Source organism: Hyalangium sp. (assembly GCF_045802625.1).
In the GTDB taxonomy this organism is placed as follows: domain Bacteria; phylum Myxococcota; class Myxococcia; order Myxococcales; family Myxococcaceae; genus Hyalangium.
This window is the reverse complement of record NZ_JBJMQP010000086.1, coordinates 14476-36381: the sequence shown is the minus strand read 5'-3', so window position 1 is coordinate 36381 and position 21906 is coordinate 14476. Positions and strand designations below refer to the sequence as shown.

General features: G+C 69.0%; 15 protein-coding genes. 7 read left to right on the top strand and 8 right to left on the bottom strand.

Going from position 1 to position 21906, the window contains the following annotated elements; all coding sequences use genetic code 11:
* Nucleotides 1-11: 11 nt before the first annotated feature.
* Nucleotides 12-824 (bottom strand): glycerophosphodiester phosphodiesterase, encoded by an 813-nt coding sequence (locus tag ACJ8AT_RS16185; protein WP_407738633.1) that lies wholly within the window; start codon nucleotides 822-824, stop codon nucleotides 12-14.
* Complete coding sequence (locus tag ACJ8AT_RS16180; RefSeq protein ID WP_407738632.1) at nucleotides 821-1858, bottom strand: zinc-binding dehydrogenase; 1038 nt, start codon at nucleotides 1856-1858, stop codon at nucleotides 821-823. Before ACJ8AT_RS16180 ends, ACJ8AT_RS16185 begins: the two co-directional genes overlap by 4 nt.
* A gap of 148 nt (nucleotides 1859-2006) precedes the next feature.
* Here ACJ8AT_RS16180 and ACJ8AT_RS16175 point away from each other — a divergent pair, with 148 nt between their 5' ends.
* From ACJ8AT_RS16175 to ACJ8AT_RS16165, 3 genes are all read left to right on the top strand, one after another.
* Entirely contained in the window at nucleotides 2007-3074 is a 1068-nt protein-coding gene (locus ACJ8AT_RS16175; protein WP_407738631.1) for a hypothetical protein, read from the top strand.
* A 150-nt stretch (nucleotides 3075-3224) separates the two neighbouring features.
* On the top strand, nucleotides 3225-5819 hold the full coding sequence (locus tag ACJ8AT_RS16170) for a protein kinase domain-containing protein (RefSeq protein WP_407738661.1): 2595 nt from the start codon (nucleotides 3225-3227) through the stop codon (nucleotides 5817-5819).
* Between the two features lie 224 nt (nucleotides 5820-6043).
* Nucleotides 6044-6787, top strand: coding sequence for a hypothetical protein (locus tag ACJ8AT_RS16165; RefSeq protein WP_407738660.1), 744 nt, complete (start codon nucleotides 6044-6046; stop codon nucleotides 6785-6787).
* 20 nt (nucleotides 6788-6807) lie between these two features.
* On the opposite strand, the gene ACJ8AT_RS16160 is transcribed toward ACJ8AT_RS16165, so the two are convergent.
* Together ACJ8AT_RS16160 and ACJ8AT_RS16155 are read right to left on the bottom strand one after the other, a co-directional pair.
* The gene (locus tag ACJ8AT_RS16160; protein ID WP_407738630.1) at nucleotides 6808-8010 is read right to left on the bottom strand and encodes a hypothetical protein; all 1203 of its coding nucleotides are present in this window, start codon (nucleotides 8008-8010) and stop codon (nucleotides 6808-6810) included.
* Between the two features lie 78 nt (nucleotides 8011-8088).
* Nucleotides 8089-9651 (bottom strand): hypothetical protein, encoded by a 1563-nt coding sequence (locus tag ACJ8AT_RS16155; protein ID WP_407738629.1) that lies wholly within the window; start codon nucleotides 9649-9651, stop codon nucleotides 8089-8091.
* A gap of 192 nt (nucleotides 9652-9843) precedes the next feature.
* Here ACJ8AT_RS16155 and ACJ8AT_RS16150 point away from each other — a divergent pair, with 192 nt between their 5' ends.
* Nucleotides 9844-10215 (top strand): metallothionein, encoded by a 372-nt coding sequence (locus ACJ8AT_RS16150; RefSeq protein ID WP_407738628.1) that lies wholly within the window; start codon nucleotides 9844-9846, stop codon nucleotides 10213-10215.
* 6 nt (nucleotides 10216-10221) lie between these two features.
* On the opposite strand, the gene ACJ8AT_RS16145 is transcribed toward ACJ8AT_RS16150, so the two are convergent.
* Nucleotides 10222-10830 (bottom strand): hypothetical protein, encoded by a 609-nt coding sequence (locus ACJ8AT_RS16145; RefSeq protein ID WP_407738627.1) that lies wholly within the window; start codon nucleotides 10828-10830, stop codon nucleotides 10222-10224.
* Between the two features lie 94 nt (nucleotides 10831-10924).
* Complete coding sequence (gene nadA / locus ACJ8AT_RS16140; protein ID WP_407738626.1) at nucleotides 10925-11854, bottom strand: quinolinate synthase NadA; 930 nt, start codon at nucleotides 11852-11854, stop codon at nucleotides 10925-10927.
* Nucleotides 11855-12186: 332 nt separating this feature from the next.
* On the opposite strand from nadA, the gene ACJ8AT_RS16135 reads away from it, so the two are divergent.
* Genes ACJ8AT_RS16135 through ACJ8AT_RS16125 form a run of 3 tightly spaced genes read left to right on the top strand, consistent with a single transcriptional unit; the run spans nucleotide 12187 to nucleotide 18292 of the window.
* Nucleotides 12187-14601, top strand: coding sequence for a PilZ domain-containing protein (locus tag ACJ8AT_RS16135; RefSeq protein ID WP_407738625.1), 2415 nt, complete (start codon nucleotides 12187-12189; stop codon nucleotides 14599-14601).
* Nucleotides 14598-15395, top strand: a complete 798-nt coding sequence (locus tag ACJ8AT_RS16130) for a methyltransferase domain-containing protein (protein WP_407738624.1) — start codon at nucleotides 14598-14600, stop codon at nucleotides 15393-15395. The genes ACJ8AT_RS16135 and ACJ8AT_RS16130 overlap by 4 nt, the downstream gene beginning before the upstream one ends.
* On the top strand, nucleotides 15392-18292 hold the full coding sequence (locus tag ACJ8AT_RS16125) for an ATP-binding protein (protein WP_407738623.1): 2901 nt from the start codon (nucleotides 15392-15394) through the stop codon (nucleotides 18290-18292). The genes ACJ8AT_RS16130 and ACJ8AT_RS16125 overlap by 4 nt, the downstream gene beginning before the upstream one ends.
* Nucleotides 18293-18302: 10 nt before the next feature.
* Here the strand turns inward: ACJ8AT_RS16125 and ACJ8AT_RS16120 are convergent, their stop codons facing one another.
* The gene (locus ACJ8AT_RS16120) at nucleotides 18303-20339 is read right to left on the bottom strand and encodes a peptide MFS transporter (RefSeq protein WP_407738622.1); all 2037 of its coding nucleotides are present in this window, start codon (nucleotides 20337-20339) and stop codon (nucleotides 18303-18305) included.
* A gap of 82 nt (nucleotides 20340-20421) precedes the next feature.
* A complete protein-coding gene (locus ACJ8AT_RS16115; RefSeq protein WP_407738659.1) occupies nucleotides 20422-21876 on the bottom strand; it encodes a POT family MFS transporter in 1455 nt (484 codons plus the stop codon).
* Nucleotides 21877-21906 lie beyond the last annotated feature (30 nt).

Genomic DNA, 21906 nt, shown 5'->3' with positions numbered 1-21906 from the left:
GGGCTCTCGGCCTACTGCGCGTGAGGGGTGGCATCCAGGATTTGGCGTAGCAGGTCCGGACGGTCCGTCATGATACCGCCGACTCCTTCAGACACGAGCCGGCGCATCTCCTCTGGATCATCCACGGTCCAGACATTGACCCACTTGCCGTGACGCGCCGTGGTGCGGAGGAAGGCCTCATCCACCAGGCGCACTTCACCGAAGTACAGCGGCATGTCGATGACGGTGTAACGCGGCTCGTCGGGAGGCTGCTCGCCGCTTCGGACGGAGAGCACGTAGGCGGTCAGAGCCTCGCGCGGGTAGAAATGGCAGGCGCCGGGCATGCGAGCCACCAGCCGCTCGGCCACGGCGTCATGCTCGCTGCCCAGGCATACGCGGTCCAGGGCGCTCTCTTCGCGGAGCACCTGGTAGAGGACGTCCTCGGTGCCTGGAGTCTCCGGCTTCATCTCCAGGTTGATCCGCATCCCGGGGAAGGCTCGGAGCACTTCACGCAGCGTGGGGATGGGGATGCCCTGATTGCGGAAGGGGAAGGTGCGGCCTGCATCGGGGGTGAAGCGGAAGCCCGCGTCCAGGCGGCGCAGCTCGGCGAGCGTGAGCGCGGCCAGGGGCCCCGTGCCGTTGGTGCAGCGGTCGAGCGTGTGATCATGCGCGACGACCACCTCGCCATCGCGGGTGAGGTGGACGTCCAGCTCCAGCATCTGCGTGCGGCAGCGCTCCACGGCCATCCGGAACGCATGGAGCGTGTTCTCCGGGGCCAGCAGCGCGCCGCCACGGTGGGAGATGTGCAGGGTCGGCTGGAGGCCTTGGAGGAACTTGGGGATCACCTCGACTCCGGAAGCAGGACGACGTTGCCGAACTGCGCTCGGTCCTTGAGGAGCCGGTGCGCCAGGGCCGCGTCCGCCAGGGGCAGTGTCCGATCCAACACCGGCTTGAGCCGGCCTTCTTCCACGAGCTGGAGGATGCGGAAGAGATCGCCCTTGCTGCCCATGGTGGAGCCCAGCAGGGAGATGCGCTTGTAGAAGAGCACCCGCAGGTCCAGCTTCACCTCGTAGCCCGTCGTCGCCCCGCAGGTGACGAGCCTCCCGCCGTAGGGCAGGCACGCCACGCTCTTCTCGAAGGTGGAGGCGCCCACGTGCTCGAAGACGACGTCCACCATCCGGCGCTGGGTGATGCGCTTCACCTCGTCCAGGAAGTCCTTCTCCACATAGTTGATGGTGTGGTCGGCCCCCAGCTCCCGGGCGCGCTTCAGCTTGGCCTCGGTGGAGGCGGTGGCGATGACGGTGGCTCCCAGCAGCTTGCAGATCTGCACCGCCGCGCTGCCCACGCCCGAGCCCGCCGCGTGCACCAGCACCGTCTCGCCCGGCTTCACCTCCGCGCGGCGCACCAGCATCGTCCACGCCGTGAGGTAGGTGAGGGGCAGGCAGGCGGCCTCGGCGAAGGTGAGCCGCGTGGGCTTGGGCAGGATGTTCTGCCGAGGCACCGAGATGAACTCCGCGTAGCCCCCGCGCATGTGCTCGCCGAGGATCCGGTAGCTCCGGCACAGGTTGTCCTCGCCGCTCAGGCACCGCGCGCACGCTCCGCAGGACACGCCCGGGTTCACGACGATCTCGGTACCGGGCGACAGGTCCGTCACCTCTGGCCCGACGCGCTCCACCACGCCCGAGATGTCACTGCCCAGAATGTGGGGCAACTCCAGCTTCAGCCCTGGCCAGCCCTGGCGGGTCCACAGGTCCAGGTGGTTGAGGGCCACGGCCTTCACGCGGACCAACACATCGCGTGCGCCCACGGGCGGCTCCGGGAACTCCGTGAGTTGCAGGACCTGCTCATCTCCGTGCTGGTGGAACACCACCGCCTTCATGCGCTCCTCGGATTTTACGAGTGTGTGAACCGGGACACGCGGGCTTCCTTGCCGGCCCGTGTAGCCCCCCGCTATAAGGCCCCGGACGAGGCCGGAGGCGCGGGACTCTACGGAGCACGACGCCAGAAGATCCATAGGAGAAAAGGCGATGCATCTGCGCAAGACTCTGGGCGCGGCGGTCCTGGTGGCCACCGTGATGACGGGCTGTTCCGGTCGAGACGAGGGCCCTCCCGACAGTGGTCCGGACAACGGCTGCACCGGGGCCTGCAACCAGGATGGCGGCACGGATGGCGGCTCGGACGGTGGTACGGATGGGGGCGGGCGCGTGTGCCCGGCGGCGGACAGCCAGGGCCGTGGCCCCATCGGGCAGCTCCGGGCCAACGGGAAGCGGGGCGACGCGGTGAAGCTGGATCACCTGGTCATCACGACCGTGGACAGCACCTCCAAGGGCAGCCAGGGCGACTACATCGCATACCTCTGGGTCGTGGATCCCTGCTTCCCGAAGGAGGGCATCTACGTGGACAAGTTCTTTACGGATCCCGCCAAGGGCTATCAGCCCCAGGCCGGCGATGAGGTCACCATCCAGGGCTTCTACCGGCAGTATTACCCGACCGCTTCGGACGCCGATCAGACGCGCAACGCCTACCGGCCCGTCCTCAAGAGCGCCTTCCAGATTGGAGATCCCAGCATCACGGGGGCACTCTCCATCACCAAGACGGGCACCGTGCCTGTGCCGCTGGACAACGAGGTGGCGTCCGGCTTCGGAAACGCCAACGGTGGCGCGACGAAGGCCAACCCGGAGTACGGCGGCGCTCGGGTCCACATCCCTGGCCCACTCACCATCACCAACGCGAACCCGCTGGCCCTCAAGCAGCGCCCGGACGGCCCGGACAGTGGCGTCTATCTCGGCTTCGAAGTGACGGGCGGCGTCCTGGTGAGCAACTACAAGACCTTCGGTGTGACGCTCGACGGAGGCTCCCCCCGCTGCGACTGGCGCACCGTCGTCAATGATGGCGGCACGGTGAACTTCACCAACGGTGTCCGGGGGGTGTGGGATACCTACAGCTATGTGGGCTGCTCGGACGGTGGCACTGGCACCTCCTGCCCCAACGCCGACCGCGACGCGGGCATCGTCCCCGGCACCAACCAGGACTACACCTACATCCTCTATCCACAGGACTGCGCGACCGATCTGCCGGGCACCATCGCACCGTAAGTCCCTGGCTCAGCGGCTACCTTGCCTCACCGCCCCTCCCCACCCAGGGAGGGGCCTCGCCGCTCCGTCCAGTTCCACCCCTTCTTCCTTGGTCGCTCCACCAATTGCGTATTTGCGGGTAAGCTCTGGAAACCTCGGGTCGGATGCGGCCTGAGCCACACTCTTCGATCCAGCCACGGCGGGACGCCCATTTCCACCAACTCCCCCCAGACTGCCATCCCCTTCGGCAAGTACGTCCTCATCAAGCGGCTCGCGGTGGGAGGCATGGCGGAGCTTTTCCTCGCGCAAGAACCGCCCAAGCCCGAGCTGGTGGTCCTCAAGCGCATCCTGCCCTACCTCTCGGAGGAGCCTGAGTTCGTCCAGATGTTCCTGGACGAGGCCCGCATCGCCGCGCAGCTGCATCACCCGAACATTGTCCAGGTGTACGAGCTGGGGAAGCTCGACAACACGATCTTCATCGCCATGGAGTTCGTCGAGGGCGTGGACCTGCGCCGCGTGGTGCAGGAGGAGTCGAAGTTCGGCGCCACCGTGCCCTATGGCGTCGCCGCGGCGATCTGCTCCCAGGTGGCCGAGGGGCTCGACTACGCGCACTTCTCCAAGGGCGTGGACGGAGTGCCGCTGGAGCTGATCCACCGAGACATCAGCCCGCAGAACGTGATGATTGCCTACAGCGGCCGGGTGAAGATCGTTGACTTCGGCATCGCCAAGGCGGGCACCTACGTCAACCGCAGCAAGCCGGGCGTCATCAAGGGCAAGTTCCTCTACCTCTCCCCGGAGCAGGTGGCCCAGGACAAGCTGGATCATCGCGCCGACATCTTCGCGCTCGGCACGATGATGTACGAGATCACCACCGGGAAGAGCCCGTTCGCCAAGCCCACCACCGAGGGCATCCTCTACGCCATCCGCTCCGAGGATCCGTCCCCGCCGCACCTGCTCAAGGACGACTACCCCACCGAGCTGTCGCGCATCATCATGCGCTGCCTGGTGAAGGACCGCTCGCAGCGCTACCAGCGGGCCTCGGAGGTGCAGGCGGACCTGGACGCGCTGCTGACCTCGGGGGGGATCCGGCAGAGCACGGACATCCCGGAGTACATCGCGCGGCTCATGGGCGAGGAGGAGGAGCGCACCGTCCTTCACATCCCCGTGGCCGCATCGGCCGGGCGCAAGGAGGCCACGCAGGCGATGTCCCCCGGGCTGGCGGCTCGGCCCATGCGGCGCCCCACGGCCGAGGGCGTGCCCGCGGCGCCGGACTACAACCCCAACGAGCCGGAACCTCCGACGCAGATGACCCGGCCGCCCGCCTCGCCGTCCGTCCATGTCGAGGAGGTCGAGGAGATAGAGGAGATAGAGCAGGCGAACGACTTCGAGGACGAGGCCGAGGAGCGCACCGCCGTGGGCACCATGCCCGTGGGCTTCCGGCCGCCCGAGCCCGGCGAGTCCACCGTGCAGGAGCGTGGCCGCGGCCGCGCGCCGTCCTCTCCCGGTGCGACCACCCCGCCCGTGCGGCGCTCCAATCCTGCCCTCGCGCGGGACACGGAGCCTCGTGCTCGCCGTCCGGCGACGCCTCCCTCGCGCCGTCCGCTCACCGAGGACGATGAGGCCTCCCAGTCCATCTCCCTCACGCAGCCGACGTTGAACCAGCGGCTGCGCCGCGCCGCGGGGGCGGACGAAGACGAAGACGAGGGCGAGGGCGCAGAGCAGGACGAGGGGGCCGAGTCCGTCTCCGTGACGCCGCAGACCACGGGCCAGCGCCGGCGCTTCGTGGATGACGCGGCCGCCGACGAAGCGGTGACCGCCTCCACGACGGGGAATCGGCGACGCCTGGCGGAGGATCCCGACTCGATCTCGCAGCCGACGCTGAACCAGCGGACCTCCCGGCAGAGAAAGGCCCTGCCGGTAGAAGCCCCGGAGCCGGAGGCCGACTCGGCGGAGCCCGAGCTGGATGATGATGCGGACCCGACCGAGGGCATCCAGGCGGATGCGGAGGATGATGAGTCCACCGCCGGCTACGAGCAGGAAGAGCTGGCCTCTTCATCTCGCGGCCGAGGGCTCATCCTGATCGGTGTCGCCGTGGCGGTGCTGCTCGTGCTCGGGGTGGGGCTCTACTGGGCCTTCAGCTCGCCCTCGACAGGCGCCGGGGATTCCGGAGGGCCTCAGCCGGCGGTCCCCATGGGGGCTCCGAAAGGCCAGACTCCCACGGGCGAGGCCTCGCCCTCCAAGCCTGAAGCCGCGCCCGGGACGCCCACGCCGGCCACTGGCGCCACCACCGTGGCCGCGGCCGGCGGCCAGAACCCCGCTGCGACCGACCCCTCGAAGACCGAGCCCTCGGGTGCCGGCACGGCGACGCCGCCGGACAACTCCACGGGTGGGGCCGCGGGACCAGGGGACACCGGGACAGCCAAGGCGAATGATCCTCAGCCTTCCGGGGGCGCCAACCCCGGGGCCACTCCAGGCCCGGTGGCGGCAAAGGGGACGACACCGGACTCGGGGAAGCCGGCCCCCGCGACGCCCGGCAAGCCGAAGAACGTCGTCTCGGTGGTGTTCAAGACGGGCTCCGCGCTGATCCGGGTCAACGGCCAGCGGGTCGAACCCAACAAGGTGCTCACCTATCCGCCGGGCAAGATCACGGTCGAGTGGTCGTGCCCTCCCAAGCGGAGGAGGGAAGGTAGCTACATCAAGCACCTGAAGATGGGACAGAAGGAGCCGGTGGTTTACACCACCCCCTGCCGAAAAAGCCTGAGATGACGCGGACTTAGGCGCGTATGCGCCGGGCTGCCCCCGCGCCGGACAAGTGGGCCCTGGTGCGTTCGAGTGTCCCTAAGTCGTTGGATTTCCTAGGATTTCCGCTCCTTCCCTTCCGTTTACAGGGTGTCAGACGGGCTCTTAGAATCCCGCGCTGACCCATGAAGCGCTCCAGCTCCAAGAAGCAGAAAACCATAGTTAGCAAGCGGAGTTACCCCGCTGCGCGGATCGCGCGGCAGCAGCCGGTGGATCCGGAACCCAACCGGTTGCTCAAGGTATGGCGTCGCGTACTCGAGCGACGCCTGCGTACGCGGCTGCGCGCGAAGGTCGCCATCGAGATCCACGACAACACGCACACGATGCTCACGTTCCAGCGCCACCGCGCGCTGTTCCGGCTGCGGCTGCACCACATGTTCCTGGCCGCGCCGGACGAGGTGATCCAGGCCCTGGCGGACTTCGTGCGCCACGGTGATGGGGACGCCAGCATGCGGCTGGACAAGTTCATCGAGCGCAACAAGGCGTATATCCGCCGGCTCTCGCCCGCGAAGATGCGCAAGCGCCTGAGGCTGGAGCCGGTGGGCCGGCACCATGACCTGGGACGCATCTTCGAGCGGCTCAACGAGCGCTACTTCCAGCGTCGGATCAGCGCGGCGATCACCTACGGCCCAGCGCCTCGGGTGAAGGGGCCGCGCAAGAGCATCAAGATGGGCTCGTACTCGGCGGACTCGAAGGTGATCCGGATCCACCCGGCGCTGGATCAGCCAGTGGTGCCGCGCTACTTCGTCGAGTGGATCGTCTTCCACGAGATGCTCCACCACGTGTACCGCACGCGGCGGGGCGAGGACGGGCGGCGGTGCGTGCACCCGCCCGAGTTCATCCAGCACGAGCGGCGCTTCCACGACTACAAGCGCGCTCAGGCCTGGGAGGACGAGAACCTGGATCTGCTGCTGCGCGCCCGCATCGAGAGCTGACGCGGGGTGTCAGCTTCAGCTCACGGGAGGATGAGGCCGCCCGGGCTGCGCCGCTCCGTGGAAGCAAGAGAGGGCGAGGCTGGCTGGGCGGTGGGCGCCGCGCCTGGAGCGCCTGCCGCCGAGGCCTGGGCCGCCGCGAGGAAGAGGGCCTTCTCGTAGAGGCGCTCGGCGAACCGGGAGAAGGGCTCCTCGGGGCCGTGGTAGAGGCGGCGGGCCTCGGCTCGGGCCACCTGGGCGGGGCCGGGGCGGCCGGTGCGCGCGAAGAAGTCCGCCATCCGCCACAGCCGCAGGCCGTAGAGCTTGCGGTGCTCCGGGGTGAAGAAGGCGCGGGCCAGGGTTCGCACGGCCTGGAGCGTCTGCTCCTCTCGCTGCTGCGGGGAGAGCGCCAGCGGGCTCTGGGCGATCTCGTCCACCTTCTCGACGATCTTCCGCAGCTCGGACTCGGGCGGCAGCCACCCTTGGATCTCCATCGTCTCGTGGAGGGTGTGGCCCTCGAGCACGCCCTTCACGTCCTCGGGCTCGGGCGGGGGCACGGTGGGCTCGGTGGTGGCCGGCTGCACGCCGTAGTGGCGCAGCGCGGGCTCCATGTCCTGGGGGAAGGGCGTGCGGGAGCGCAGGTTGAGGGCGGTGGCCTCGCCGAGCAGCGCCACGGCCTCCTTGAGGGGAACCTCGATCGCGTATAGGGGCTCGGTGGCTTCCTTGATGCGCTTGCGGTAGTTGGCGCGGCTCGTCTCCGTGAGGCTGAGCTCCAGCACGCCGAGCTCATCCGAGAAGACCACCTGAGCGGCTTCGAGCCCTCCGCCTCGGATGGGCCGGGCGAGGATCAGCCCGCGCCGGCCCTGGCCGGTGATGCTGGTGACGAGGCAGGACAGGGCTTCGGGCTCGGGGGCGCGCACGGGCTCGGGAGCGGGGCGCGGGGCTTCGGCGACGGCGACGCCCTTGGAGCGCAGGCGGTAGAGCGCCTTCTTGGCGGCCTTGGCCAGGGGCTTCACGCTGGATTGGGAGAGGGCCTCGGGCAGCGCGGTGCTGCCGGCGAGGACGGCGCCCTCGAGGATGGCCTCGGCGAGTGGAGCGGGCAGGGCCTCGACGGCGGCGGGGGTGGCGGCTGCCGCGTCCTTCGCGAGGGTGCGGGCCTGCTCCACAGCCTCCGGGGCGAACTCGGGCAGGGGCGCGCCGGAGCGGAGCGCGTCGAGCAGGGGACGGGGCTCGTGGGGATTGGGCATAGAGGCTCCTTCTACCGCACTCGACGTGGAGCATGAGGGCGGGCCTCGGGGGCCGCTCACTCTCCTACAGTCGGTGTGTCAGCGGCGCCGCACGAGCCAGCTGTCCCCCGCGTGCGCCACCACGGACAGCTCCGTCTGGAGCCGGGCGCCGAAGAGCTGCGCCGGGGAGGCGCCGCGCACCAGGAAGTGATCGTAGAAGCGGCCCATGGTGGCGTAGTCGAAGTCCTGCGGCCGCCACTCGGAGGGGAAGGTGGGGGGCGGGGGGCCCACGTAGCGCAGGGGCGAGTGGGGCGTGAGGGCGAAGCTGAAGTTGGTGACGCCCCCGCGCGCTCGGGCGAGCACCGTGGCGCTGTGAAGGAACACGGGGAAGCGGACCACGTACGAGCGGGTCTCGAAGATGAGGCCCATCACCCGAGGCTTGGGCGCGGTGGCGGCCACGAGCGTGTCCCACTCGGCGGCCTCGCGGGAGAAGGCGCGGAACCCTTTGCCGAGCACACCGCCGAGCAGCACGGCACACGCGGCGCTGGCCCACAGCAACGGGCGGTGGTGACTGGGGCGCGTCACGGGCACGCTGCAGATGAGGAGCGCGGCGGCCAGGTGCGCGTAGCGCGTGTTGAGGTAATAGATGTAGCCGCGGATGTCGAAGGGCAGCGCGAAGAAGAGGACGAGCGCGATCACCCCAAGCCCGAGCATGCGGAAGCGGGCCACGGGCCCCTCGGGGCGAGGGCCACCCATCGCGAGGCCCAGCACCAGCGCCACCGCGGCCACGGCTCCCACGGCGTAGAGCGGCCACCGGTCCGAGCCATCATGGAAGAGGTTGGCGAGCACCTGGAGGAACTCGTCGCGGTTCTGCGTGAACGGCTTGAAGGAGAGGTTCTCCGAGGACAGGAGCGGACCCCACGCCTTCCACGGCTGGCCGGGAGCGATCTCCGCGGGCTGTCCGAGCCGCAGCGCCACCCACCCGAGGAAGAGCACCACGCCCGGTGTCACGCCCGCGAGCGCAGGGATTCGAGGCCGCAGCCGCGCGCGGAATCCCTGCGCGCCCGGGTCCTCGGGCACGCGCGTGGTGAACAGGAGCCACGGCAGCCCCAGCCCGAGGAAGAAGAAGGCCTGCACGTGGAACAGGAGCACGGCGACGAGGCACACGGCCAGCCCCACGGCCCAGGGCCGCCGCCGAGGCGTATCAGTGAGCGCCCTCACGAAGAGCCCGCAGCACAGGAAGGCCAGCGGCATGGACGCGCAGTAGTTGACGAAGCCCCACGCGAAGCTGTCGCCATAAGCGAACGGCAGCGCGAGCAGCGAGGGCCACGCAGGCCGGCCGAGCGAGCGCAGCAGGAAGGCGAGCGACAAGGGCAGGCCCACCACGTAGGCGCTGAGGAAGAGCCGGTTGGCCAGCTCCAGCGGCATCAGCCAGTTCAGCAAGCTGACGAGGTAGTAGTAGCCCAGGTACGGCGTGAGCGTGTTCCGAGCGGCGAAGAACTCCGGGTAGAGCGTGCTCGGATCCTCCAACCGGTGCAGCACGGAGATGAGGTGCAGGTGCTGGGGCAGATCCACCATGGGCAGGGCGCGCCCCACCCACAGCGGCGCCATGCCCAGCACCAGGGCCATAAAATAAAGAACGCGGTCGGTTCGTTCGGACACGAGGCGGGTGGACTGTACGCGCCACCCCTCGCAGCCGCGAGCAACGGCTGCCCTCCGCTTCCGCCTTCTGTGTCAGGTGGGCAGAAGTGTGATAACATTCTTGGCAGAGGCGAAGTGCTGCGGTATAGGCGCCGAGACTCGTGGGTTCATGCTGTCGCGGGCTGTTGCAGGCTGTGCCTGAAGGAGGAGCAGATGAAGCGCATCGGTATGACGGTGGCTGCCCTGTGCATGGCGGGCGGCATGCTGCTGGCACCGAGCGTGGGGCATGCCTGTGAAGGCCATGAGCATGCGGCCACCCCTCAGGTGCCCGCTCCCGCGGCGAAGAAGGACGGCGAGTCCCAGGCGCGTGCGGCGCAGAGCCCGCTCAAGGAAGTGGACGAGCTGCTCACGGCCAAGTGCCAGTGCGGCAGCAAGGCCGACTGCACCTGCAAGAAGGGCCAGTGCGAGTGCGCCAAGTGCAAGCACGGCCGGCACGAGGTGATGGACGCGCTGAGCAACCAGCAGGCCCCGGCGGTGCAGATCCAGGACGCGCGCTACGACGCGTCCGCCGGCGTCTTCATCTGACGGCTGCTACTCGCGGGCCGGCTCTCTGCCGGACATCGAGGGCCGCTGCCCCTCGGACACCAGCACGGGCCAGCCGCGCGCCATGGCCTCGCGGAAGAACACGGCCAGCTCGCGGCGGCACTGGTTCACCGCGCCGAGGAACGGATCGATCAGCGCCTCTTCGCCCAGGCTGTGCGGGGCGCTGAGCTCCACCGGGGCGCCACACCGCTCGCAGCGGATGGACACCGGCCTCACCAGGGCCACGGGCACGGCGTAGCGGGCGCCACACTCCGCGCACTTCCACACCAGCGCGCGCTCACCCGCCTCGCGCTTGGCCAGCGTCTCCAGCTCATCCGCCATGCGCAGCAGCGCCGGCAGATCCGCCGGAGGCTGGGCGAAGACGGCCGACGGGCCAAAGCCCGCACCGGGCGTGCCCAGCTTCGGCGGCTTGTCGCCCTGGAGCAGGGAACGGAGCCGATCACGAGCGCGCACATCGCGGAACTCGGCGCTCGCGAGCGCTTTCTCCACGGCCTCGGGGATGGGAGGAAGGTCCGGCTCGAGGCGATCTTCACCCGGGAGCGCGCGAGGGTGATCGACGAGGCGGTGACCGGGGACAGCTAGGAATCGAAAGCCCACGCGTGCTCCATCTCACCCCTGGCCATTGCGGCGCAAGCTGCGAGTTCGGGTTTACTGCGCTGGATGACAGTCGAGCGAGCGTCGACGCCCCGCGTCAGGACCACTCCAGCATGCGCTGCAGCGGGGCACGCGCGGCGGCCTGAAGCTCCGCGGGCAGAATGAGCTCCGGCGTCCGGTCCTTCATGCAGCGGTAGAGCTTCTCCAGGGTGTTGAGCCGCATGTACGGGCACTCGTTGCACGCGCACCCGTTGTCCGGCGGGGCGGGGATGTACGTCTTGCCCGGCGCCTTGAGCTGCATCTGGTGGATGATCCCGGCCTCCGTCACCACGATGAACTTCTGCTTCGGGCTGGCCACCACGTAGTCCAGGATGCCCTTGGTGGAGCCGATGAAGTCGGCGTGCCGCAGCACCGCCTGCTCGCACTCCGGATGGGCGACCACCTCCGCGTCCGGGTGCTGGACTTTCAACTGCACCAGCTTCTTCTCGCTGAAGATCTCGTGGACGATGCAGCTGCCCGGCCACAGCACCATGTCCCGGCCCGTCTCCTTCATCACATGCCGGCCCAGGTGCTGATCCGGCGCGAAGAGGATCTGCCGATCCTTGGGCACGTGGTTGACGATCTTCACCGCGTTGGAGGAGGTGCAGATGACGTCGCTCATCGCCTTCACCGCCGCGGAGCTGTTCACGTAGCTCACCACGAAGGCGTCCGGGTGCTTCTCCTTGAAGGCCTTGAAGGCCGCCGGCGGGCACCGATCCGACAGCGAACACCCCGCCTTCAGATCCGGTAGCAGCACCTGCTTTGCCGGGTTGAGGATCTTCGCCGTCTCCGCCATGAAGTGGACGCCACAGAACACAATGACGTCCGCCTTCGTCTTCGCCGCCGCCTGCGCCAGCGCCAGGCTGTCTCCGACGAAGTCCGCGACGTCCTGGATTTCACTCTCCTGGTAATAGTGGGCCAGGATGACCGCGTTGAGTGATCGCTTCAGCTCCTGGATCCTGGCCTCGTAGTCGGTATCGGCGCCCATCGGCTCTCCTCACAGGGGTTTATTTAATCGGACCGCCGCGGCGTGGCCAATCGCGGCAAGCGGTGGTCTTCATGAGGGACCAACACATCCGGTTGTAACAGGAAGACGTGTCTTCTCGGGCGAAACGCGCGGCTCCGTTCATTGGGATCCATGTCGGAACCCATGGGGGCACCTTTTTTTCATAGCGGAAAGCGGCTAGTTTTTGGGTTCGCTGACTTTGCTCCCTGGCTCGCGCCGCTGGCTGCGGCTGGGGCGCTCCCTGGCGCGCATGGAGAGGCTGTGATGAGGCAGGCCTGGCTGAGCACCGAAGGCGCGCGCTGCAGGAGGTGCTGATGTTCGCGCAAGAGCAGTCGGTGTTGATCGTCCATCCGGACCCGGTGCTGCGCGCGGGCCTCGTGGCGGCGCTGTCGCCTCGGCAGATCATCGCGGTCTCCTCGCGGGATGACGCAGCGCGTACTCTGGCGGAGCGGGTGCCGGACGTGGTGCTGGCCGACGCCCTGGAGGCGCGGCGGTTCATCCGGGATCTGGATCGGCTGGCGCCGCGGGCGCTGCGAGTGTTCCTGTGTCCCAAGTCCCAGACGGAGATCATGCGCGAGCTGGTGGACGTGGCGGCCGAGGGCCACGAGTTCCACACCGTGGATCCCACCGTCTCCGTGGAGGAGATGACGCGCAGCTTGAGTGAGCTGCTGCGTCAGCGCTCCTCGCGGCGCGTGCCCACGGTGGGGCTGGAGGCCTCCTTCAGCGTGGACGGCCAGCTGCTGCGCGCCCAATGTTTGAACGTGGGCAATGAGGGCTTCCTGCTGAGGCTCCCGCTGGAGGCGCCCATCGAGCGGCTGCCGCCAGGCACCCGTCTGTTCGACTTCCGAGTGGATCGCGCCGGCCAGGTGGTGCTGCGGGCCGGCGGCGGCTTCGTGCGTCACATCGGGCTGGAGCGCTCGCGGGCAGAGGCCTTCTTCCGCGTGGGCATCCAGATCGAGCGGCCCGGCGCCAGCATCGGCAACGTGGAGCTGGCGTCCATCGATGACATGGTGCGCGTGCTCGCGGTGCTGCGGCGCGCGCTGCGCCGGCAGCCGGTGCTGCAGTGCTCGCTGGTGCAGGGCGTGCGGCGCCGCGAGGGCCTGGCCGCCTCGCTCATCGAGAACCCGGAGGCGTACCACCCGGTGCTGCGGTGCGAGAACCCCAAGCACTGGCTCGTGGCGGTGGGAGACGTGGTGGAGGTGGTCTTCGACCTGAGTGGCAAGAGCTACCGGGGCTGGGCCGCCGTGGTGCGCACCGAGGCGGACGGCTTCGTCCTGTCGCTGCCGCGCAGCCTCTCCATGTACCACCGGAGCAGCAGCACGCGCTTCCGGGCCGTGGAGAACCAGCCCTTCGGCGTGTCGTTCAGCTCGCCGCTCACCGGAGACGTGATCGAGCACCCGGTGATGGACCTGCAGGCGATGGGGGTGTCCTTCATCTACGACGCCGCCCGCGAGGTGCTGCCCGCGGGGCTCGTGATCCAGGACTTCACGCTGGTGCTGCCGGATGGCACCCGGGCGCGGTGCAGCGCGGAGGTGCGCGACAACGCCGCGCTGCTTGATCAGACGGCCGGTGGCATGGCCCGGCCCTTCCGCTGCGGCGTCCGGCTGCTCAACGTCGAGCCCGAGGCGCGTCAGGCCGTCATCAACGCCTTCGTGCAGGCCCGCTGCCCTCAGGTGCGGGATGGGCGCACCGAGCCCTTCCGGCGGATCTGGGAGGTGGCGCAGACGGTGCACCTGTTCCACCCGGACTATCCCTTCGAGGAAGGGCCCCACCTGAACGTGCTCGAGGACGCGCACCACAAGATGGCGTCCGCGGACGAGGGGCTGGCCCGGACGTTCCTCTACTGCGACGGCTCGGACATCCTCGGCCACGTCTCCGGGGTGCGGACGCACTCTCGCACGTGGATGTTCCAGCACCTGATGGTGCTGCCCACGGTGCGCCGCGGCGAGAGCATCTCCCGGGACTTGTCCGCCCTCTGCGTGGACTACGCGGAGGCGCACGAGGACATCCACTACCTGCGCATCTTCTGGCGCATCCAGAACAAGTGGCCGGATCGCGTCTTCGGGTGGATCGCTCGCTCCATGTACATGGAGGGGCTCACCGATCTGCGGACGATGAACTACGCGCGCCTGGCGTTCACCCAGCCGCTGCGCGCGCGCAAGGATCTGCCCCAGGTGCGGCCCGCCACCGACGCGGATCTCCAGTGGCTGGAGAATCACCTGCGCCAGAAGGGAGAGGTGGTCCGGCTGCTGGCGGATGATCTCCTGGCCCAGGAGGCGCGCATGGGCCCGCTGGGCGAGCGCTATGCCACCTGCGGACTGCGGCGCGGGCGTGCCCTCTTCGTGGTGGATGGAGACAAGGGGCCGCTGGCCATGGCGCTGGCGGAGGACGCCACTCTGGGCCTCAGCTGGCCGGAGATGACGACGGCCTTCTCCTTCATCGTCCCGGATCCGCTGCACCCGCACGTGCCCGCGGCGCGCGATGCGCTCACGGCCCGGTGCGTGGAGTTCTACCGGCGCCAGGGCAAGCAGTCGGCGGTGGCGCTCGTCCAGGATGAGGAGGTGGAGGGGCTGGTGTCGCTCGGGTTCCGCTGGCATTGCCGCGTGGCGGAGTGGACCTTCCACCGCAGCACCGCCCGGACCTGGCACATGTTGATGGCCGCCGTCTTCGAGCGCCTGCAGAGCCGTACCGCCCGCTCGCTGGAGCAGAGAGAGGGCCACGCCGAGTGACTGGCAGTCGCTACCTCATGGAGTCCGAGGAGGAAGCCCGCCGGCTCTCTGAGCAGGCCAGGGCGCTGCCCGTGCATGGGCACCTGAGCTCCACCGGGCTGAGCGCCGGCATGAAGGCCCTGGATGCGGGCTGCGGCCCGGGCGTCATCACCTCCATCATGGCCGACCTGGTCGGCCGCGGTGGGAGCGTGCTGGGGGTCGACATCAACCAGCAGCGGCTCGAAGAGGCCCGTGCCCACTGTGCGCCGCTGCCCCAGTGCTCCTTCGTTCAAGGCGACATCCGGAAGATGGAGCTGGCCAGCGACACCTTTGACTACGTGTGGTGTCAGTTCGTCATCGAGTACCTGGCCCAGCCGGAAGGCGCCCTGGCCGAGCTGATCCGCGTGACGCGCCCCGGCGGGCGCGTGGTCGTCGCCGACGTGGATGCGCTGGGGCTCCAGAACTGGCCGGTTTCTCCGGAGCTGGAGGAAGGGTGCCGGAAGTTCGTCGCCGCCCTGGCGGCCGTGGGGCTGGATCTCCATATCGGCCGGAAGATGTTCCACCTGTACCGCCGGGCCGGGTTGGAGCAGGTGCGGGTGCAGCTCGCACCTCTATGGGTGGTGGCGGGCGCGGCGGATGCTCGGCTGATCACCGACTGGCGTCAGCGCTTCGCGACGCTGGAGCCGGTGGTTTCTCCGGTTTTTGGGGGGACTTCGGGCTATCAGGGCTTCTGTGAGCAATACCTCGCTCTGCTGTCCGATCCCGACGCGTTGAAGTACGCTGTCCTCCTGATTACGGAAGGACAGAAGCGTTGACGGAGGTAGTGCCCGCCATCACTCCACAACCTCAAGAACGGACTCCGGATGACGCTCCAGAGCTGAGCGTGCGCGCGGTGTCCGTGCTGCTGCTCTATTTCCGGAAGGAGTACGGCGAGGAGCGGCTGCGGCAGCTGTGGCAGAAGCATGGGCTGGGGCTGTCGCTGGACTACGTCACCACGCTGACGAACTTCATCTCCTTCGAGTTCCTCGAGAAGCTGGTGGGCGCGCTCGTCGCCGAGTCCGGCGATCCGGACTTCACGCGCAAGGCGGGCCGGCTCGCGGCGACGCCCGAGGCCATTGGCTTCCTGTTCCACGCGGTGCGCACCTTCGGCACCGCGCGGGCCGTGTACGTGAAGACGGTGGAGCTGTTCCCCACGCTCAACCGCGTGGGCAGCTTCACCATCGAGAACCTGTCGAGCAACCACATGGTGCTCGCGTACCGGAGCAAGGTGGCGGAGCACAGCCGCAACCTGTGCGAGGGGCGCATGGCGCAGTTCGCCTCCGTGCCCACCATCTGGGATCTGCCGCCCGCGCAGGTGATGGAGCTGCAGTGCCAGGTGCGAGGCGCGGACTGCTGCCGCTACGAGCTGACGTGGCACGAGCCGGTGCGCGGCTGGCGCATGGGCGCGGGGCTGCTGGCGGGCGTGGCGGTGGGCACCGCCATGGGGCTGCTGGGCGTGGGGCCGCTGCCGGTGATCGTCCCCGCCATTGGCCTGGGCGTGGCCTCGTTCGGGGCGTGGCTGGACGCGCGCCAGGAGGTGCGCCGCAAGGACGAGTACCTCGCCGCGCAGAACGAGGGCCTGCTCCAGTCGCTGCGCGATCTCGAGCGCCGCTATGACGAGATCTACCAGAGCAACGTGGCCCTCGAGGATCGCGTCGCCGAGCGCACCCGGGAGCTGACCGAGACCAACGGCAAGCTGGAGCAGGCGCTCAACGTGCAGACGGAGCTGACCCGGCTCAAGAGCGAGTTCTTCGACAACGTGAGCCACGAGCTGCGCACGCCGCTCACGCTGATCCTCCTGTCGCTCGAGGCGCTGCTGCAGCGGGATCCGGCCACCATCCCCAGCGCCGTGCGCCAGCACCTGGCGACGATGGACCGCAGCGCCCAGCGCCTGCTCAAGCTGATCAACAACCTGCTGGATCTGGCGCAGATGGAGGCCGGGAAGACGAAGCTGCGCTACCAGCCGGTGGAGCTGTATGGGCTGATCGGCTCGCTGCTGTCTCCCTTCCGGGTGATGGCCGAGAAGAAGGGCATCCGCCTGGCCCTGGAGGGCAGCAAGGCCACCGCCATCCACGCGGACGTGGAGCGCATCGAGATCGTCTTCCAGAACCTGATCTCCAACGCGCTGAAGTTCACCCAGGAGGGCGCCGTCACCGTGCGCCTCACCGAGGACGAGTCCTCCATTCACGTGGAGGTGGTGGACACCGGCCCCGGGATTGCCCCGCAGGACATCCCCGTCATCTTCGATCGCTTCGCCCAGGCGGACTCCACCGGCACGCGGCGCTTCGGCGGCACGGGCATCGGGCTGGCGCTGGTGAAGGAGACGGTGGATCTGCACGCGGGACAGATCAGCGTCACCAGCGAGGTGGGCAAGGGCTCGTGCTTCCACGTCCAGCTCCCCAAGGGCACGGCTCACATCCGCGAGGAGCTGCGCGAGCGGCGCGTGGCCGACGTGCAGGTCCGGCGCGAGCGCCGCTCGAACTCCACCGGGCTGCCCGCGGTCCGCGTCGGCTCGCAGGGCGCGGAGGGGCAGCAGGTGGTGGTGGCCACGACGGAGGAGAAGGTTCCGGCCCATGCGCCGCGGATCCTGGTGGTGGAGGACGACGCGGAGATTCGCGGGTTCATCACCAGCATGCTGAGCGATGAGTACCAGGTGCTGGAGGCCGTCAACGGCGAGGAGGGCTGCCTGCGCGCCACCCAGGAGCGGCCGGAGCTGATCGTCTCGGACGTGATGATGCCGGTGATGTCGGGCCTGCAGATGCTGGCCCAGCTGCGCGCCCGGCCGGAGACCATGGACATTCCGGTCATCCTCCTCACCGCCCGGCAGGAGGTCTCCGAGAAGGTGGAGGGCCTGGGCAGCGGCGCGAACGATTACCTGGGCAAGCCCTTCTCTCCGCGCGAGCTGCTGGCCCGCATCGAGGCGCAGCTGCGGCTGCGCGAGGCGGCGGTGCGCGCCGCGTCGAACGAGCGGCTGGCGACCACGGGCCTGCTCACCTCCGGCTTCGCCCACGAGGTGCGCAACCCGCTCAACGGGCTGATGAACGCGCTGCTGCCCCTGAAGGACAGCATGCTCGGCGAGACGCCGGACCTGCCCACCTCGCGTGCGATGATCGAGGTCATCGACGAGTGCAGCAAGCGCATCCGCTACCTCGCCGAGTCGCTGCTGGCCTTCGTGCGCACCACGGAGAAGCCGGTGCCGGTGCACCTGGATGCGTCGCTGGACTCCACGATCGCCGTGCTGGGGTGGCGGGTGCCCACGGCGGTGACGGTGGAGCGCGACTACCGCTGCGACTCGCCGGTGATGGGAGATCCGGGCGCGCTCAACCAGGTGTGGGTGAACCTGCTGGACAACGCGCTGCTGGCCGTGCGCGACGGCGGGACGGTGAAGGTGTCCACCGAGCGGCAGGGAGACCTGGCCGTGGTGACCGTCACGGACACAGGCGTGGGCATCAAGCCCGAGGACATGGAGCGGCTCTTCCAGCCGTTCTTCTCCACGCGCCCGGCCGGAGAGGGCACCGGGCTGGGGCTGGCGCTCTGCCGGCGGATTGTGCTGCGCCACGGCGGACACATCCATCTGACCAGCGAGGTCGGCAAGGGCACCCGGTGCGAGGTGCGCCTGCCGCTCAAGAACCCCGAGGGCACGCACCCGGACCGCTCGCGCAGGCCGAGCTGAGGCGCCGCCGCTACTTCACGTCATGCATGAGCCGCCGCAGCGGGCGCTGCAGCAGGAGCAGCACCGCCGCGCCGACCGCGGACGTGTAGACGAAGATGGCGAAGTAGCTGGTGGGGACGACGCGGCCCCACATCTCGCCCAGGCTGCCGCCTACGTACTGGGCCACGGCGTTGCTCATGAGGAACACCCCCATGAAGAGCGAGGCGAAGCGGGCGGGGGCGAGCTTCGTCACCATGGAGAGGCCCACCGGGGACAGGCACAGCTCCCCGAGCACCGCCAGCAGGTAGCTGAGCACCAGCCACAGGCCGCTGACGCGGGCGGCCTGGCTCTTCTCGGCCAGGGTGGTGATGGCCTGGCGCCACTCGGGCTTCGCGCCCGCGCCCACGAGGCGTGAGCGGGCCACGGCGGTGAGGCTGGCCACCAGCGTCACCGAGCGCGTCTGCTCCTCCCAGCGGCTGACGAGGCCCTCACCCGGCTCACCCGTGAGAGGGAAGGCGTAGCCCGAGGGCAGGCGCTCGAACTGGAAGGTGATGGGGTGCTCCGGGGAGGCCTTCTCCGAGGCGGCCTCCAGGGCATCCACCTGCTTCAGGTACGCCGGCTCCACCGTGGGCGCCAGCGCGCTGGTGACGGCGAAGGGGGCCAGCACGCCGCGCACGGACAGCTCCTGGGTGGCCGGATCGTAGCTGAAGCGGCCCGCGTTCAGCCCCTCGAGTTGGATCTCCTCCGGCACGCTCGCCAGCGCAACCCGCGTGACGGTGGCGTCCTCCGACGTCGCGGCCGCCACCATCACCACATCCGAGCCGGCGATCAGCACCATGGCGATCACCAGCTTCGCCGCGCTGGAGACCTCCCGGCCCCGGCGCGCCAGCCCCGTCCACAGCATCGCGAACAGCGGCGCGAAGAGCATGATGAAGACCGCGGGCAGCGCCTGGAAGTACTCGGCGGAGACCTCGAGGCCCAGCCCGGCCTTCCGGGTGTTGTACTCGGCCCAGACGTTGAGCGCGTTGCCCGCCTGCTCGTAGGCCATCCAGAAGAGGACCGAGAAGGTGAAGAGCACGAAGATGACGGTGCTCTTGTCCCGCGAGGCCCCCTTCACCGTGAGCAGCGTGAAGCCCATCCACGCGCTGATGGCCCCGAAGGCCACGGGCATGATGACGTTGATCCACTGCGCCTGATGCGTGGCCGCCAGGTAGAGGAAGCGCGCCGGTACGGCCACCGCGATCGCGAACAGGAGGGGAGGGAACAGCCGGGTGAGGGTGCCGCCCAGACCCGTGGTGCCCGGCACCTTCTCGTCCGGCTCCTCGGCGGCAGCGGAGCGGCCCGGGTGGCCCGGGCTCCGCTGAGGCTCCACCTCGTACAGGTTGCCGGCGGCCTCCACGGCGCGCATCACGTGCTTCTGGCCGAACAGGAAGATGACCAGGCCGCACACCATGCCCACGCCCGCGGCGGCGAAGCCATAGTGGAAGCCCATGCCGGGCGTGGGGCCCATGTTCTGCCGCAGCCAGCCGCACACCAGCGGCGCCAGGAAGGCCCCCAGGTTGATGCCCATGTAGAAGATGGTGAAGGCGCCGTCCCGCCGCGCGTCGCCCTGCCGGTACATCTTCCCCACCAGGGTGGACATGTTCGGCTTGAAGAAGCCGTTGCCGATGATGAGGAAGGCCAGGGCCGTGTAGAAGAATGGCAGCGGCTCGAAGGCCATGAGGAAGTGGCCCACGGACATCAGCGCCGCGCCAGCGATGATGGAGCGGCGCGGGCCCACGAACCGGTCCGCCAGGTAGCCGCCAATCAGAGGCGTCAGGTAGACGAGGCTCGTGTACCACTTGTACACCACCGAGGAGTGCTCGGGCTGGAACTGCAGGTAGTTCAGCAGGTACAGCACGAGCAGGGCTCGCATGCCGTAGTAGCTGAAGCGCTCCCACATCTCGGTGAAGAAGAGGATGTAGAGCCCGCGGGGGTGCCCCTGCGAGGGCGTGGAGGCCTTCACCCCAAGCTCGGACGACACCGGGCCCGAGGGGAGCGTCTCTGCGGTGGAGGGCGAGGCGGACATGGGCGGCGCATCGAATCGGTCACCCCACAACCTGTCAAGCGCTCCATCCGAGCGGGCCCCTGCACGCGGAGTACGCGGCCGCTCACGCTCCCTTGGCGGCCAGGCTGGGCGCGGCGTGCTCGCCCACGGGGAGGGGGGCCACCTGCTGGTAGTAGTCGCGGACCTTGTAGCGGCTCGACATGAGCGCCAGGCCCACGCCCGCCAGCGCGGCCAGCCCCGCGTAGAAGAAGAACTGGGCCGAGCCCGCGAAGATGTTGAGCCGCGCGGCGATGGCCACCGCCACGTTGGCCAGGGTGGAGTTGAGCAGCCACAGGCTCTGCACCACGCTCTTCATCTCGCGCGGGGCCTGGGTGTAGGCGAACTCCAGGCCGGTGGTGGACACGAGGATCTCCGCCAGCGTGAGCATGACGTAGGGCAGCAGCTGCCACGCGACGTGGAGCTGGGTGCCGCCCTCGAGGACCACCTGGTAATAGCCGGCGACGACGTACGAGAGCGCTCCCATCACCAGCCCCAGGGGCATGCGGCGCAGCGGCGTCAGCTCCCAGCCCCAGCGCTGGAACGCCGGGTAGATCACCGTGGTGACGAGCGGGATGAGGACCATCACCAGCGCGGGGTTGACCACCTGCATCTGGCTGGGGCTGAAGGAGAACCAGCCAAAGTCCAGGTTCATGGCCTTGGCCTGCACCACCCAGGTGGAGGCCTTTTGATCGAAGAGCATCCAGAAGAAGGGGATGGTGGGCATCAGCAGCAGGTTGATGCGGAAGACGGCGCGCACGCCCTCGATGGCCTCCTCGGGGTGCTCCTTGCGAGCCGCGGAGAGCCAGCCGCCTCCCGGGGTGCGCTGCTGGAGGTTGCCCAGCGCCGAGAAGACGATCCGCAGGAAGGAGTGCGGGTTGCTGCCGGTGGGCGGGACCATGACGTAGTGGTGCCGGCCGGACCAGTAGATGAGGGTGGCGATGAACATCAGCACGCCCGGGATGCCGAAGGCCACTGCGGGGCCCCACCACTGGAGCGCCTTGGGGATGAAGAGCGAGGCGAAGAACGAGCCCAGGTTGATGGACCAGTAGAAGATGGCGAACACGCGCTTGACCAGGTGCTTGTTCTCGGCGGTGAACTGATCGCCCACCATGGCGGAGACGCACGGCTTGATGCCGCCCGAGCCGAGGGAGATGAGCAGCAGGCCCGTGTAGAAGCCGTACACGTTGTCCACGAAGAGCGCCAGGCAGGCCTGGCCCAGGCAGTACAGCAGGCTCAGCCAGAAGATGACGCGGTACTTGCCGAGGAAGCGGTCCGCCAGGTACCCGCCGAACAGCGGGAAGAAGTAGACCCCGGACATGAAGAGGTGGAAGTGCTCCTTGGCCATCGCCTCGCGCGCGGTGGTGTCCGGGTTCACGTTCTTCAGCAGGTAGTCCAGCAGGAACATCATCAGGATGTTCCGCATCCCGTAGAAGCTGAAGCGCTCACACGCCTCGTTACCGATGATGAAGGGGATCTGCGGCGGGAAGCGGTTGCTCGGCGCGGAGGAGGTGTTGGCCATGCGGGGCGTCTCGGCGGGAGTGGGGAGGTT